The sequence below is a fragment of the Bradyrhizobium sp. USDA 4451 genome (assembly GCF_054822585.1).
In genome coordinates this window covers 1,478,394-1,493,118 of sequence record NZ_JBTRCH010000001.1, presented here as the reverse complement: position 1 = coordinate 1,493,118, position 14,725 = coordinate 1,478,394, and the positions used below count along the sequence as shown (strand labels likewise).

General features: G+C 64.9%; 13 protein-coding genes. 7 read left to right on the top strand and 6 right to left on the bottom strand.

From position 1 onward, the window contains the following. The first annotated feature begins 22 nt into the window (after nucleotides 1-22). Nucleotides 23-1,063, top strand: coding sequence for a glycosyltransferase family 4 protein (locus ACVMB0_RS06830; protein ID WP_456751564.1), 1,041 nt, complete (start codon nucleotides 23-25; stop codon nucleotides 1,061-1,063). Here ACVMB0_RS06830 and ACVMB0_RS06825 read toward each other — a convergent pair. Both ACVMB0_RS06825 and ACVMB0_RS06820 read right to left on the bottom strand, forming a co-directional pair. Then, nucleotides 1,060-2,190, bottom strand: coding sequence for a threonine synthase (locus tag ACVMB0_RS06825; protein ID WP_461345716.1), 1,131 nt, complete (start codon nucleotides 2,188-2,190; stop codon nucleotides 1,060-1,062). The two genes, ACVMB0_RS06830 and ACVMB0_RS06825, sit on opposite strands and share 4 nt — an antisense overlap. A gap of 39 nt (nucleotides 2,191-2,229) precedes the next feature. Next, nucleotides 2,230-4,344, bottom strand: a complete 2,115-nt coding sequence (locus ACVMB0_RS06820; protein ID WP_461345715.1) for an acetoacetate--CoA ligase — start codon at nucleotides 4,342-4,344, stop codon at nucleotides 2,230-2,232. Between the two features lie 117 nt (nucleotides 4,345-4,461). Between ACVMB0_RS06820 and ACVMB0_RS06815 the strand changes: the two genes are divergently transcribed. Together ACVMB0_RS06815 and ACVMB0_RS06810 are read left to right on the top strand one after the other, a co-directional pair. Next, nucleotides 4,462-5,463, top strand: coding sequence for a glycoside hydrolase family 3 N-terminal domain-containing protein (locus ACVMB0_RS06815; protein ID WP_461345714.1), 1,002 nt, complete (start codon nucleotides 4,462-4,464; stop codon nucleotides 5,461-5,463). A gap of 96 nt (nucleotides 5,464-5,559) precedes the next feature. Beyond that, the gene (locus ACVMB0_RS06810; RefSeq protein WP_461345713.1) at nucleotides 5,560-5,742 is read left to right on the top strand and encodes a hypothetical protein; all 183 of its coding nucleotides are present in this window, start codon (nucleotides 5,560-5,562) and stop codon (nucleotides 5,740-5,742) included. Between the two features lie 76 nt (nucleotides 5,743-5,818). On the opposite strand, the gene ACVMB0_RS06805 is transcribed toward ACVMB0_RS06810, so the two are convergent. After that, entirely contained in the window at nucleotides 5,819-6,214 is a 396-nt protein-coding gene (locus tag ACVMB0_RS06805) for a hypothetical protein (protein WP_461345712.1), read from the bottom strand. Between the two features lie 242 nt (nucleotides 6,215-6,456). Between ACVMB0_RS06805 and ACVMB0_RS06800 the strand changes: the two genes are divergently transcribed. After that, the gene (locus ACVMB0_RS06800; protein ID WP_456751570.1) at nucleotides 6,457-6,642 is read left to right on the top strand and encodes a hypothetical protein; all 186 of its coding nucleotides are present in this window, start codon (nucleotides 6,457-6,459) and stop codon (nucleotides 6,640-6,642) included. A gap of 200 nt (nucleotides 6,643-6,842) precedes the next feature. Beyond that, entirely contained in the window at nucleotides 6,843-7,451 is a 609-nt protein-coding gene (locus ACVMB0_RS06795) for a response regulator transcription factor (RefSeq protein WP_461345711.1), read from the top strand. Between the two features lie 31 nt (nucleotides 7,452-7,482). Here ACVMB0_RS06795 and ACVMB0_RS06790 read toward each other — a convergent pair whose 3' ends face one another. The 3 genes from ACVMB0_RS06790 to ACVMB0_RS06780 form a co-directional block, all read right to left on the bottom strand. Beyond that, a complete protein-coding gene (locus ACVMB0_RS06790; RefSeq protein WP_456751572.1) occupies nucleotides 7,483-7,731 on the bottom strand; it encodes a hypothetical protein in 249 nt (82 codons plus the stop codon). 98 nt (nucleotides 7,732-7,829) lie between these two features. Beyond that, a complete protein-coding gene (locus ACVMB0_RS06785; protein WP_456751573.1) occupies nucleotides 7,830-8,549 on the bottom strand; it encodes a Crp/Fnr family transcriptional regulator in 720 nt (239 codons plus the stop codon). A gap of 151 nt (nucleotides 8,550-8,700) precedes the next feature. Continuing rightward, on the bottom strand, nucleotides 8,701-9,390 hold the full coding sequence (locus ACVMB0_RS06780) for a Crp/Fnr family transcriptional regulator (RefSeq protein WP_456798937.1): 690 nt from the start codon (nucleotides 9,388-9,390) through the stop codon (nucleotides 8,701-8,703). A gap of 607 nt (nucleotides 9,391-9,997) precedes the next feature. Between ACVMB0_RS06780 and ACVMB0_RS06775 the strand changes: the two genes are divergently transcribed. Both ACVMB0_RS06775 and ACVMB0_RS06770 read left to right on the top strand, forming a co-directional pair. Beyond that, on the top strand, nucleotides 9,998-11,596 hold the full coding sequence (locus tag ACVMB0_RS06775; RefSeq protein WP_456751574.1) for a flagellin N-terminal helical domain-containing protein: 1,599 nt from the start codon (nucleotides 9,998-10,000) through the stop codon (nucleotides 11,594-11,596). A gap of 385 nt (nucleotides 11,597-11,981) precedes the next feature. Continuing rightward, complete coding sequence (locus ACVMB0_RS06770; protein ID WP_461345710.1) at nucleotides 11,982-14,717, top strand: hybrid sensor histidine kinase/response regulator; 2,736 nt, start codon at nucleotides 11,982-11,984, stop codon at nucleotides 14,715-14,717. Nucleotides 14,718-14,725 lie beyond the last annotated feature (8 nt).

Sequence of the window (14,725 nt, the reverse complement as noted above, 5' to 3'; positions counted from 1 at the left end):
CGGCATCGGAGGCGATCGCCTGATGCGCGTGCTGGTGGCGACCGACGCCTGGCATCCGCAGATCAATGGCGTGGTGCGTTCGCTGGAATATCTTGCCAGCGAAGCGCCATCGCTCGGCGCCGAGATCAGCTTCCTCACGCCGGCCGATTTCCGCACCGTGCCGATGCTCGGCTATCCGGAGATCCGGCTGGCGTTGCCGTCGATCGGGCGCATCGCGCGCGCGATCGCGGCCGCGCGTCCGGACTCGGTGCACATCGCGACCGAAGGCCCGATCGGCTGGATCGCCCGTCATGTCTGCCGCACGCGGGGCTATCCGTTCACCACCAGCTATCACACCCGCTTTCCCGAATATCTCGCGGCACGGCTGCCGGTGCCGCTGCGGTGGAGCTACGCGGCGTTGCGGCGTTTCCACAATGGCGGCGACGGCGTCATGGTCGGCTCGCCGTCGCTCGAGCAGGCGCTGAAGGCGCATGGCTTCCGCAAGCTGATGCCGTGGTCGCGCGGCGTCGATGCCGAGCTGTTCTGCCCCCGCGCGGAACGGCCGCTGGCTTTCCCGGCGCCGGTGTTCCTCTATGTCGGCCGCGTCGCGGTCGAGAAGAACCTCGATGCGTTTCTCGGTCTCGATTTGCCTGGCTCGAAAGTCGTGGTCGGAGATGGGCCGCTGCGCTGCAGCCTGCAAGCCCGGTTTCCGCACGCGCACTTCCTCGGCACGCGGACCGGCCGGGCGCTCGCCGATGCCTATGCGTCGGCCGACGTCATGGTTTTTCCGAGCCTGACCGATACGTTCGGCATGGTGATCCTGGAGGCGCTGGCCAGCGGCGTGCCGGTTGCGGCCTATCCGGCGATGGGGCCGCTCGACGTGATCGGTCAATCGGGCTGCGGGTGTCTCGATCACGATCTACGCCGCGCCGCGCTTGGCGCGCTGCATGTGCCGCGCGAGAAATGCCGCGCCCACGCGCTCACATTTACCTGGCAGGAAAGCGTGCGGCAGTTCCTCGACAATATCGGGCGGGCGCACGCCACGCCGGCGCGCGCAGTCGTTGCAGGATTGCAGGCTGACTAGCTGCCCAACAGCTCCGTGATCAACCCGGCGGCCTTGATCCCGGTGCCGCTGATGATGACGACGGTGCGCTCCGCGGGCCGGATCGCACCGCGCGCCTTCAGGATGTCGAGTGCGGCCGCCGCCGTGGCCGAGGTCGGCTCGACGAACAGGCCGGTCAAGGCCAGCCGCTTCAACGCGGCGACGATGCCGTCTTCGGGTATGGCGACGGTGCCGCCGCCGCTCTCCGTAAGCGCCGCGATCATCTGCTTCAGCCGCAGCGGATGCCTGATCGCGGTGCCCTCGGCGATGGTCTTGTGGACCGCGCGATCGACCGGCGTGTCGACGCCGGCGGCAAAGCTGGCATCGACCGGCGAGCAGTTGAGCGGCTGCGCCCCGAACAGACGCGGCAGCTTTTTGATCTGTCCGGCCGCCAGCAATTCCTTGAAGCCGATATAGCAGCCGAGCAGGCTGCTGCCGGCGCCGACCGGCATGACGACATTGTCGGGCGCGGTGAAGCCAAAATCTTCCCAGATCTCGTAGGCCAGCGACTTGGTGCCTTGCAGGAAGAACGGCTGCCAGTTGTGGCTGGAGTAGAAGATCTGCTTCGACTGCCGGATCGCTTCAGCCTCGGATTCCTCGCGCGGGCCTTCGACCAGCTGCACCTCGGCGCCGAAGGCGTGCATCTGCGCGACCTTCATCGGCGACGTCGTGGCGGGCGCCAGGATCTTGACCCGCATGCCGCCGGCGGCGCCATAGGCCGACACGGACGCGCCGCCATTGCCGGACGAGTCTTCCAGCACCGCGTCGACGCCGAGCTGGCGCAGCAAGGACAGCATCACCGTGGTGCCGCGATCCTTGAAGCTCGCGGTCGGATTGAACCATTCGAGCTTGAAGTGCGGCCGCAGATCGTCCCATTGCTTCTCGACCGCCGGGGTGCAACCTTCGCCCATCGTGATCGGCTGCCTGATCTCGACCGGCAGCGCCGCGCGGTAGCGCCACAGCGACCGCGTTCCGCGCTCGACCTCGTCGCGGGAAATGCCCGACAGCGGCGTGATGAGCAGCGGCTTGCCCTCGTCGGAGCACCAGCGCGGCACGTCCAGCGGGTAGAGCTTGCCGTTGAGCGGGTCGATGTAGCTGGGTGATGGCATGTCGTCAGATCCTAAAAATACGTTTGGCCTGTGCCGGCGTTACGCCGCGCCGGCCTGTTTGCCGAGATAGCTCTTTGCGAAGTCGAGATACCAGTCGAGGCATCCGGGATTGGCCATCGCATCGCGGTTGATCACCTTCTCGATCGCATGGCCGAGCAGGAGTTTCTTGACCGGCAGCTCCTGCTTCTTGCCGGACAGCGTGCGTGGAATTTCCGCCACTGCAAAGATGTCGTTGGGCAGGAAGCGACGCGACAGCCCGGCTTCGACCGCCTTGTTGATCTTCGCCTTCATCGCAGCATCCAGCGCGACGCCGTCGCGCAGCACCACGAACAGCGGCATGTAGCTGTCGCGGCCGAGATATTCGAGGTCGACGACCAGCGAATCCAGTACCTCCGGCAGCGCTTCGATCGCCGAATAGAGCTCGCTGGTGCCCATCCGCAAGCCATGGCGGTTGATGGTGGCATCGCTGCGACCGTAGATCACGCAGGAGCCGTCGGGATTGATTTTCAGCCAGTCGCCGTGCCGCCACACCGGGCCGCGGCCTGAGCCGTCGAAATTGTCGGGGTAGGTTTCGAAATAGCTCGACAGATAGCGCGCATTGTCGGGATCGTTCCAGAACCGCAGCGGCATCGAGGGCAGCGGCTCGGTGCAGACCAGCTCGCCGACCTCGTCGATCACGGCGCGGCCCTGCTCGTCGAACGCGTCCACCGCGCAGCCGAGCAGGCGGCATTGCATGATGCCCGGCGTCTGCGGCAGTTCGCGATTGCCGCCGATGAAGGCGCCGGCGAAATCGGTGCCGCCGGAAATATTGGCCCACCACATCTCGGCCTGCGCTTGGTTGCCGTTGCGCCTCGACAGCGCGGCGAAGCGTTCGTTGAACCAGGCTTGGGTGTCGGCTGAAAGCGGCGAGCCGGTCGAGCCGAGCGTGCGCAGGGCCGAGAGGTCGCCGACAGCGGCCAGATCGATCTCCGCCTTGGTGCAATTGGCGAAGAACGCCGCGCCGGCGCCGAAGAAGGTCGCCTTGGCATCGGCGACGAAGCGCCACAGCGTGGTCCAGTCCGGCTTGTCCTTGGTGCCGCCGGGGCTGCCGTCGAAGATGCAGCAGGTGGTGCCGTTGAGCAGGCCGTTGGCCTGGCAATTCCACATGATCCAGCCGGTCGACGAGTACCAGTGGAAGCGTTCGCCGAACGAATTCGGATGGTAGCTGCAGCCGACGTCGTTGTGCAGCGTCGACAGCGGCAGCGCCACGACGATGATGCCGCCATGGCTGTGCAGGATCGGCTTCGGCAATCCCGTGGTGCCCGAGGAATACACGATCCAGAGCGGATGATCGAACGGCAGCCATTCCGGCTCGAAGGCATCGATCTCCGCGCTCTGGTCGGCGAGGATCGACGACAATCGTGTTTCCGACGGTGCAGCGTCGTCGCTGTGCAGGATGACATGCTGCACGGTCGGCAGCGCGCGCCGCAGCTCCTCGATCACACCCTGCCGATCATGGCGCCTTCCGGCATAGATCACGACGTCGCAGGCGATCAGCACCTTCGGCTCGATCTGCTTGAAGCGGTCGATCACCGCGGGCGCCGCCATGTCGGGCGCGCAGACGCTCCAGATCGCCCCCAAGCTCGCGGTCGCAAGGAAGGCGATGATCGTCTCCGGGATGTTCGGCAGGTACGCCGCGACCCGGTCGCCGGCGCGGACGCCCTTGGCCTTCAGATGCAACGCCAGCGCCGCCGATTTGCGCTTGAGCTCGGGCCAGCTGGTCTCAGTGAGCTTGCCGTCCTCGCCGCTCGCGATCAGCGCCGGCAGCCCGGCTGCATGCGCCGGCCCGACATGGCGGAAGACCTGGCGGGCATAATTCACCGAAGCGCCGGGAAACCACACCGCGCCCGGCATCTTGCGGTCGGCCAGCACCGCAGTGTGCGGCGTCGGCGAGCGCAGGTCGAAATAATCCCAGACACTCTGCCAGAAGCCGTCGATATCGGTGACCGACCAGCGCCGCATCGCCTCGAAATCCGCAAATTCGAGCCCGCGGGTCTGCTTCAGCCATTGCCGGTAAAGGGCCATTTGCGGGACGTAAGGTGCGGTCATGGGCGGTTTCCGAAACTTTCTTGTGTTGTGGCATGCGCCATCTGGCGTGCCGGCGTCTCTTAACATAGGGATGCGAGCACGGCGAACGCAGCGGTCCCGCGGCCTGCGTCATATTCTTGACCCCCTGCGGCGTGCTATTCCGTCGGTACGGGCTGATTCCATGCCTGTCGGAGTGGAGCGGCCATGTCCGTCGGCGAACTCTTCATCCTCGGCTTCCACGGCAAGATCATTCCGTCCTGGCTGACCGAATTCGCCGCGCAGTTCGGGCTCGGTGGCGTGATCCTGTTCGATTACTCCTGCCAGACCCGGCAATACGACAACAACATCGCCTCGTCCGCGCAGCTGCAATCGCTCTGCGCCGAGATCGCAGGCCTGCCGTCACAGCCGCTGGTCTTCATCGACCAGGAGGGCGGCCTGGTGCGCCGGCTCAAGGAGGGGCTGGGCTTTCAGCCGCTGCCGAGCGCGAAGGATTTCAACCGGCTCGCCACGTCGGATAAGCAGGCCATCCTGGCCGCAAGCTATGGCGAGCTGCGCCGGCTCGGCATCCGCTACAATTTCGCGCCGGTCATCGACGTCGATTTCAACCCTGACAATCCCAACATCGGCAAGATCAAGCGGTCCTATTCGTCCGATATCGCCGAGGTGGCGGCCAATGCCCGCCTGGTCGACGCCGCGGCGCGGCAGGCGGGCGTGGGCCTTTGCCTGAAGCATTATCCGGGCATCGGCGGCGCGTGCGTCGATTCCCATCTGGAGTTCATGGATATTTCCGATGCGCTGCGGCCGGAGCAGGAGGAGCTGTTCTATGCGCTGGCGCCGCAGATCCATGGCGATGCGGTGCTGGTCAGCCACGCCATCGTCCGCCAGTGGGACGCGCAGCATCCGATGACGTTGTCGCCGGCCGGGATCGGCCGGCTTCGCGACCGCCTGCCCGAGACGCTGCTGATCACCGACGACATGCAGATGCAGGGGTTGCAGAAGGCGCTCGGCACCAGCGCGGCCAGCCTGCAGGCGATCGCCGCCGGCATCGACATGATCTGCATCGGCAATAATCTGCTCGATCAGGAGCGGGAGATGGCCGGCATCGCCGCCGCGATCGCGGGTGCAGTGCAGGACGGATCACTGGATCGGGCCGCGGTGCAACGCTCCATTGCGCGGGTGCAAAAGCGCAAGGCACTGCTCGCCTGATCGCGCTGAACCAATTTTTGCGCCGGCCGACCACAAGGAGCGGAACCAAATTTCATTACCGCGATTTAACAGTGACGCTCATCGGGGCTAACAACCATGAAGATGCTCAAGCGTCTCTTCCGATTGACCTGGCTACGCCGCGACCCCCGCAGCTCGGCCGACGTCCCGCCTGCCTGCATCGATTCCGACGAATTCACGCGTCTGCTGTGCAGCGGGCGTGCCGAGGATTTGCGGATCCTAGCCAAGCGGCTGAGCCAACGCTCGCGCGCCCACGCCTAGGCGGCGGATCGAATCCACAATGGTGAGCCGGTTCTCGGCGGAGCCGGCGTGCGGTCGCAGCTCCTGATCCGATCGGTTACTGCTTCGCCTTTTCGTGATTGCCGATCCCGACCGCCTTGTAGTCGTAGGTCGGATAGAATTCGGTGTGATAGGCACCCCAGGCACTGTTCTCGATGACACGGTTGACCTCGCGCAGCCGCGAGGCCGGCAGCCGCAGCGTCACCACCTGGCCGACACCCATCATCACATACCAGCTGACGACCTCGACGCCGTCGGGCGGGAACGCTTTGTAGAAGCCCTGCCGTTCGAGCTGCGCGTTGAGTTCGCTGAGCGGGCGTGACTGATCGTGCTTGAAGAAGATGGTGACCATGATCGCGTTGTCAGGTGTCGGTGCAGCGTTGATGGTCGGCGGGGTCTCGGCCTGCGCACCGGCGCCGGCCATCAATGCAGCGGCGAGCGCCGCAATCGCCATCCAGGATCCGTGTCGCCCGTTTCGCCCTCGCTTCATGGCCGCACCCTTTGTTGTTGGTCGAGAGGCGGCGATCATCGCGGCGCGTGCCGGGGCTGTAAATTGACATTCACCTGAGCGGATGGCCGTCCGCTGCTCCCGGCGGGTCACTCGCTGCTCTCTTGCCGCCTTGGGCCGATGTGAACCGGCTCATATGCGCGCGCTCAAGCGTGCGGTAAGGCGAGGCCATCCCGATGCCCAGAGGGATGATCGATGACGACCCGGCGAATGGCGTATTGGTGGCTCAGGTTCGTTCTTTCGGGGCGGTTCCTGCAGAAATTCCTGCGGCTCCGGCGCCCGTGACCTCCGGTCCGCGGGGCGGCGACAGCACGGCCGCACTGGCCGCGCTGGAACGCGGCGGCCAAACGATAATGGTCAATGTCGATCTGTGAAGCCGCCCGGGTATCGGGCGGCGCCCTGCATCCCGTAAGAATACTGTAATTCGACTCAAATATGCGAGATTCGTTGCCAAATCAGCGGTAATCTGCGCCTCCTCGACCGGTCGGGGCCCGAGGTCACAGTTGCGTCACCCGTAGTTCTACGGAGTCCCGTGTTAACGCAGCCACAAGTTCACCTTCGGTAAACCATACTTATGACGCAACATGACAATCGAGCCGAGGCGCGCCTCCCGACATGGACGGGTGGAACTGCGACGCTCGAGACCCAGTCGGCCGAACTCCAGGGGGCTGCTGCACCGCGACCCCAGGCGACCCCGGACGCCGGTGCCGCGATCGTCCGGCAGTTCAACGGGCCCGTGACGGCGCTGCTGCTCTATATGAACGAGCTCAAACAGCACAGCCAGCAATTCGCGCACGCGCCCGGCAACGGCGTCTATCTGCGCCAGGTGATCGAGAACGCGCTCGAGCAGACCGAGCGGGTGTCTGCGATGCTGAAGCAGATTTCCAGTCTCTATCCGAATGTCGTTCCGGTTACCGACCTCAAGCCGCAGGGCGACGACAAGCCGGCAGGCTCACGGTCGCCGGACGTCATGTTCGCGCCGGAAGCCGGCCGCAAGCCATTGACCAAGCGCGAGCGTGAGGTGCTCAGCCTGATCAGCGATGGCTATTCCAACAAGCAGGGCGCGTTGCGGATGAACATCAGCCCGCGCACCTTCGAGAGCCATCGCGCCGAGGCCATGCGCAAGCTCGGTGCGCGCAACACCGCGGATCTGGTCCGCAAGGCTTTGTTGCATTCCGCCTGAGCGGTGAATCCGGTTTCGTCCGAACCCGTTTTCAAAAATCGTCTTTGGCGGCGAAGCACAGGCGCGGCGCGAGCCGCACGGGTGCGGCAGCCGCTTTCGGCTCCTCCGGAACGATCGTGACCACCCATGCGGCGGTCGCGCCCGACTTGCTTTCGACAATCGCGCGGACGCGTCCGGTGACGGTCGCGCCGGCCGACCGGACGGTGGCGGTTCGGCCGTTGAACTGGGCCATGCGGAAGCGCCGGGCTTCCTTCCGGTCGGTCGTCTCGTAAGTGAACATCGGCTCCCCCGTGCGTCCATGCGACTGTGGGGATTCAGCGTTATCCGACGGTGAAAATCGCACGCCGTAGAAGTACGGCTCGGGCGTCGGTTCGGGCCCTAACCGCCGACCTCCTGGCAACTCAGCAGTCCCGCATACTGCGCCTTGACCGTGGCGTAGCATTCGCACGCGGTCCGGCTCAGGCCATCCGCGTTGGTGATCTCGATGTGCCCGCGGCTGTAGTGGATGAAATTCGCCTGCTGCAAAGTATGGGCGACCAGCGACACGCTGTTGCGGCGCGCGCCGATCATCTGCGCCATCATCTCCTGCGTCAGGACGATCTTGTTGCTGCCGGAGAGATCGCGGGTTTGCAGCAGGCATCGAGCCAATCTTGATTCCACAGTGTGCACGGCGTTGCACCCGGCGGTCTGCTGGATTTGGGCATAGACGGCGAGACCATGCCGAATCAGCATCGCGCGCAACGTCGGACTCGCCGCGGCGGCGGCCCGCAAGGCTTTGACCTCGATCGTGGAGGTCACGCCCGGCACCAGGGCCACGGCGCTGCTCAGCGTGGGCGCCTCACCAAGCCCCGCGAATGCACCATAGATGCTGTCGCGGCCGACCATCGCGACCTGGACGCGCTCGCCTCGGCCGAGCTTGACCACCAGCGAGATCACGCCCTTGTGCGGCATATATGTCAGCTGGAGCAACTCGTCGGCCTCGACCAGCACCGAATCGGTGGCGAGCTCGGTGGTCCGCAGATGCGGCCGGATCAGCTCGAAATCGTTCGCGGAGAGCGACGACAGGAATCCGTTGGGTGATCGCGGAACCTTATCCAAAGCAACCTCCTGCCTGCCGGCAAAGCTTGTCTCTGGTCACCAGGGCTGATGCGTGCAGCTGGACGTCCTTGCAACTTATTCTGGCACGTCTCGGTTCCAATGGAAACATATCTTGGTTCCATAAGGAACATGCCAATCGCCGCAGGCGGCGTTATCCGCGGCCGGAATCGTCCGGTCCGATCAATTGTTCGGCGTGCGCCTTGACGGCCGCATAACACTCACACGCGGCCTTCCGCAGACCGTCGATATCGGTGATTTCGATATGACCGCGGCTGTAGCGCAAAATGCCGGCCTGCTGGAACCCATGCGCGACGATCGAAACTGCGTTGCGCCGCACGCCGATCATCTGGGCCAGCATCTCTTGGGTCAACGGCAATGCCTCGCTGCCGCACAGATCGCGCGCACGCAGCAGCCAGCGTGACAGCCGTGCTTCCACCGGATGCGAGACGTTGCATGCCACCGATTGCTGCGTCTGCGCCATCAGCGCCTGCTCGTAGAGCGCGACCAGGGTCCGGAAATCCGCGCTGTGATCTGCCGCCTCGCGGAAGTCCTCCGCTCTCAGCATCGAGGCCGTGCCCGGCACCACGACGATCGCGTCGGCGAGCAGCGGCCGGTCATGCAGGGCGGCGGATGCGCCGACGATGCCGTCGCGACCGATGGTTGCAATCTCAACAGATTGCCCGTCGGACAGATTGACCATCATCGAGACCAGGCCGCCATGCGGGAAGTAGACCCGCTGCACCGGTGCCCCGGCTTCGGCGAGTACCGCTTCCTTGGTGAGGTCGACCGTTTCGAGAAAGGGATGAAGTTGCGCGTACTCCGCGGAGGGAAGTGCTTGCAACAGACGATTGGGCGGGGACGATACCGCAGACATTGGAGCTCCTGCCGAGGGCGGGAGCACTATGGTCTCGCATCACCTACTCTTGGCGCGTGGTCAGCGACCATAGCTTGCCTGTTTAATTGCACAAGGGTTGAGGTGCGAACCTCAGAGGTTGTGGCGCGAACCTTATACCCGCTAGGAGGCAGACGGTCCGCGTCGCATCGGCCTCTGCGGCAGTCGTCGATTCGATCGACAGGCGTCGCGGACGATAGGGTTGCGGCATTGTCTCGCATTTGTTGATTTTCATTAACTCTTATGCGTGTCCGATCACGCATCGACATGATTGCGATTGCGGCATTCGACGCGTCCGATCGGCGGCGCCGGGATTCTGCAAGTTACGCAAATGCGAGGACAAATTCGTCGTCGCGAGGCGGATCCGGCGGCGGATATGCGCCGCTCCGCGCAACGCTACATCGTCACACCGTAGAATTACCGGCAAGGCCATTCTGGGTATTTGTACGGAGCAGCCCTTTAACGAACGGGTAGCGCGGACGGACCAGTGTGGCAGCGGTCGCCGTGCGAAATTTACGGCGTCGCGTCAATCGTGTTCATCCAGAAGGGTATCAGTATGTCCGGCATCGTCCTCTCGGCATCGGTTCGTCAAAATCTGCTTTCGCTGCAGTCGACGGCCGATCTGCTCGCCACCACGCAGAACCGCTTGTCCACCGGCAAGAAGGTCAACACCGCTCTCGACAATCCGACCAACTTCTTCACGGCGCAGTCGCTCGACAACCGCGCCAGCGACATCAACAACCTGCTGGACGGCATCGGCAACGGCGTGCAGGTGCTGCAGGCCGCCAACACCGGCATCACCTCGCTGCAGAAGCTCGTCGACAGCGCCAAGTCGGTCGCCAACCAGGCCCTGCAAGCTGCAGTCGGCTATTCCGCGAAGTCGCAGGTGACGACCGCCGTGATCACCGGCGCCACCACCGACGATATCCGCGGCACCGCCACCTACAGCAGCGCCACCCTCGCTGGTTCGGTCGTCAACAACAATCTCACGACTCCCGCGCCGATCACGGCTGCGACCAAGCTCGTGAGTGCGACCAACTCCGATACCCTGGCGGCGACCCCGACCGGTGTGATCAACGTCAACGGCAAGACGATCTCGTTCTCGACCTCGCAGACCACGTCGACGACCGACTCGGCCGGCAACGTGACCCTCGGCACCGGCGCGGGCAGCACCCTGACGGTCGGCGACCTGCTCACCGCGATCGACGGCATCACCGGTGCGACCACCGCCTCCACCGTGTCGGCTGGCGCGCTCCAGATCAGCACCGGCATCAACCAGGATCTCAACATCTCCGGCGCGGGACTGGCTGCCTTCGGTCTTACCGCCGGAACCACGGCACGCACCGTCGCAACGCCGTCGCCGCTCAACGGCCTGACGCTGACGATCGGTGCGACCGGTAACGGCACCGCCACCAACATCACATTCGGCAGCGGTGCGGGCCAGGTGAAGTCGCTCAACGACCTGAACAACGCCCTGTCGGCCAACAACCTGCAGGCGTCGCTCAGCGCCAGCGGTGCGCTCACCATCAGCACCACCAACGATGCTGCCTCCGCGACCATCGGCACGATCGGTGGCACGGCAGCGGCCTCCGGCAAGCTGTTCAACGGCCTCGCGGGCAGCGCCCCGGTGCAGGATCCGAACGGGCTCGCCAACCGCGCCAACCTGGTCAACCAGTACAACAACATCCTGGATCAGATCACCACGACTGCCCAGGACGCGTCGTACAACGGCATCAACCTGCTCAATGGCGACCAGCTCAAGCTGACCTTCAACGAGACGGGCTCCTCGACGCTGAAGATCCAGGGCGTGACCTTCGACGCCTCCGGCCTCAACCTCACCAAGCTGGTGGCCGGCACGGACTTCATCGACAACGCCTCGGCCAATGCCACGCTGAAGACGCTGAACAACGCCAGCGGCCTGCTGCGCACCCAGGCTTCGACCCTCGGTTCGAACCTGTCGATCGTGCAGATCCGCCAGGACTTCTCGAAGAACCTGATCAACGTGCTGCAGACCGGCTCGTCCAACCTGACGCTGGCCGACACCAACGAGGAAGCGGCAAACAGCCAGGCGCTGTCGACCCGCCAGTCGATCGCGGTGTCCGCGCTGGCGCTGGCCAACCAGTCGCAGCAGAGCGTTCTGCAGCTGCTCCGCTAAGCGTAGCCGCAACAGACAACTGGTATCGAGGCGGCGGAGGAAACTCCGCCGCCTTTGTTTTAGCCGCGCTTAACCATCCCGCCGGCTTCAACCAGCAGGCGATCGCGTTTGATGCCGGCGAATGTCGGCGCCGCAAACGTTTCGCTCGGCTTAGCGGGACCGTGATTCCATTTGATTCAAATTGCGATGACCGGTGGAACGGGCTCTTTCCCGTCGGGGTGGTAAGGGCCTGTCCGGTGAGATTGGTCGTGATGTCGTGGTGCGTCGTCGCTTGAAACGCTTCATCGTCCGTATTTGCACGGACGGCAAAATTAACGTCGCTGTGAAGCCGGCCAAGTTATCGATGCGAGGCGAGCGTTCCGTAGCACCTTGAGGGGACCTATCCATGGACGATCTGTTGCGCGAGTTCCTGACGGAGAGCAGCGAGAGCCTGGACACGGTCGACAACCAGCTGGTGCAGTTCGAGCAGGATCCGAACAACGCAAAGATCCTGGATAATATCTTCCGCCTTGTGCACACCATCAAGGGGACCTGCGGCTTCCTCGGACTGCCGCGGCTGGAAGCGCTGGCGCATGCCGGCGAGACCTTGATGGGCAAATTCCGCGACGGCATGCCGGTGAAGGCCGAAGCCGTGACGCTGATCCTGTCCTCGATCGACCGCATCAAGGAGATTCTGGCCGGGCTCGAGGCAACCGAAGCCGAGCCTGAGGGCAATGACCGCGATTTGATCGATCAGCTCGAGGCCATGGTCGAGCGCGGCATGGCCGCAATGGCGGCTGCTGATGTCGCCGAAGAAGATGTGCCCGTCGTCGAAGCCCCGTCGGTGCAGGCGGCAATGACCGAAGGCACGCTGGTGGTGCAGACGCTGGAGCGCCCCTTGCGTCCGGGCGAGGTCTCGCTCGACGAGCTCGAGCGCGCCTTCCGCGAGACCGAGACCGAAGTGACTGCGCCCGTACCCGCACCGGCGCCGGCCGCCAAGCCGGTGGCCGCCGCACCCGCCGCCGAGCCGGCCGAGGCCGCCAAGAAGCCGGCCCGCAAGGCGGCCGCCGAGACCGACGTCCAGGAAGGCGACAAGATCGCCAACCAGTCGATCCGGGTCAATGTCGACACCCTCGAACACCTGATGACCATGGTCTCCGAGCTGGTCTTGACCCGCAACCAGCTGCTGGAGATTAGCAGGCGCAACGAGGACACCGAGTTCAAGGTGCCGCTGCAGCGGCTCTCCAACGTCACCGCCGAGCTGCAGGAGGGCGTCATGAAGACGCGGATGCAGCCGATCGGCAATGCCTGGCAGAAGCTGCCGCGCATCGTCCGCGACCTCTCCGGCGAACTCGGCAAGCAGATCGAGCTGGAGATGCACGGCGCCGACACCGAGCTCGACCGCCAGGTGCTCGACCTGATCAAGGATCCGCTGACGCACATGGTGCGCAACTCCGCCGACCATGGGCTGGAGACCACCGCCGAGCGCCTCGCCGCCGGCAAGCCGGAGCAGGGCACCATTCGCCTCTCCGCCTATCACGAAGGCGGCCACATCATCATCTGCATCGCCGACAATGGCAGAGGGCTCAACACCGAGCGGATCAAGGCCAAGGCGCTCCAGAACGGCCTCGTCACCGAGGCTGAGCTCGAGAAGATGACCGAAGCCCAGATCCACAAGTTCATCTTCGCGCCGGGCTTCTCGACCGCAGCGCAGGTGACCTCGGTGTCCGGCCGCGGCGTCGGCATGGACGTGGTGCGCACCAATATCGACCAGATCGGCGGCACCATCGACATCAAGAGCGTGGCCGGCGAGGGCGCCAGTGTCACCATCAAGATCCCGCTGACCCTGGCGATCGTCTCCGCCCTGATCGTCGAAGCCGGCGGCGACCGTTTTGCCATCCCGCAGCTCTCCGTGGTCGAGCTGGTGCGGGCCCGCGCCAACTCCGAGCACCGCATCGAGCGGATCAAGGACACCGCGGTCCTGCGGCTGCGCAACAAGCTCTTGCCGCTGATCCATCTCAAGAAGCTCCTGAAGATCGACGACGGCGCCACCACGTCAGATGCCGAGAACGGCTTCATCGTGGTCACCCAAGTCGGCAGCCAGACCTTCGGCATCGTGGTCGACGGCGTGTTCCACACCGAGGAGATCGTGGTCAAGCCGATGTCCACGAAGCTGCGGCACATCGACATGTTCTCCGGCAACACCATTTTGGGCGATGGCGCCGTGATCATGATCATCGACCCCAACGGGATTGCCAAGGCGCTCGGCGCCTCCGGCTCCTCGGCCCATGACATGGCCGACGACAGCGCCAATGCCCACGCCGCAAGCGGCGAGCAGCTGACTTCGCTGCTGGTGTTCCGCGCCGGCTCCAGCCAGCCCAAGGCGGTGCCGCTCGGCCTCGTCACCCGGCTGGAGGAGATCGCGACCGACAAGATCGAGCTCAGCAACGGCCGCTACATGGTGCAGTACCGCGAGCAGCTGATGCCGCTGGTGCAGATGGCCGGGGTCGAGGTGCAAAGCCAGGGCGCGCAGCCGATCCTGGTGTTCGCCGACGACGGCCGCTCGATGGGGCTCGTGGTCGACGAGATCATCGACATCGTCGAGGAGCGGCTCAATATCGAGGTCGCCGGCTCCCAGGACGGCATTCTGGGCTCGGCGGTGATCAAGGGGCAGGCCACCGAGGTGATCGACGTCGGCCACTTCCTGCCGATGGCGTTCGCCGACTGGTTCTCGCGCAAGGAGATGCGCCCGTCGGCCTCGGCACAATCGGTGCTCCTGGTCGACGACTCGGCGTTCTTCCGCAACATGCTGGCGCCGGTCTTGAAGGCTGCCGGCTACAAGGTCAGGACCGCGCCGAATGCCCAGGAGGGCCTCGCCGCGCTGCGCTCGGGGCAGGCCTTCGACGTCGTGCTGACCGATATCGAGATGCCCGAGATGAACGGCTTCGAGTTCGCCGAGAACATCCGATCTGACCACAATCTGAACCAGCTGCCGATCATCGCGCTGTCGGCGATGGTGTCGCCGGCGGCGATCGAGCGCGGCCGGCAGGCCGGCTTCCACGACTATGTCGCCAAGTTTGACCGTCCCGGGCTGATCGCGGCGCTGAAAGAGCAGACCGCCGAGATGCGTCGGGCCGCTTGAGGGAAACA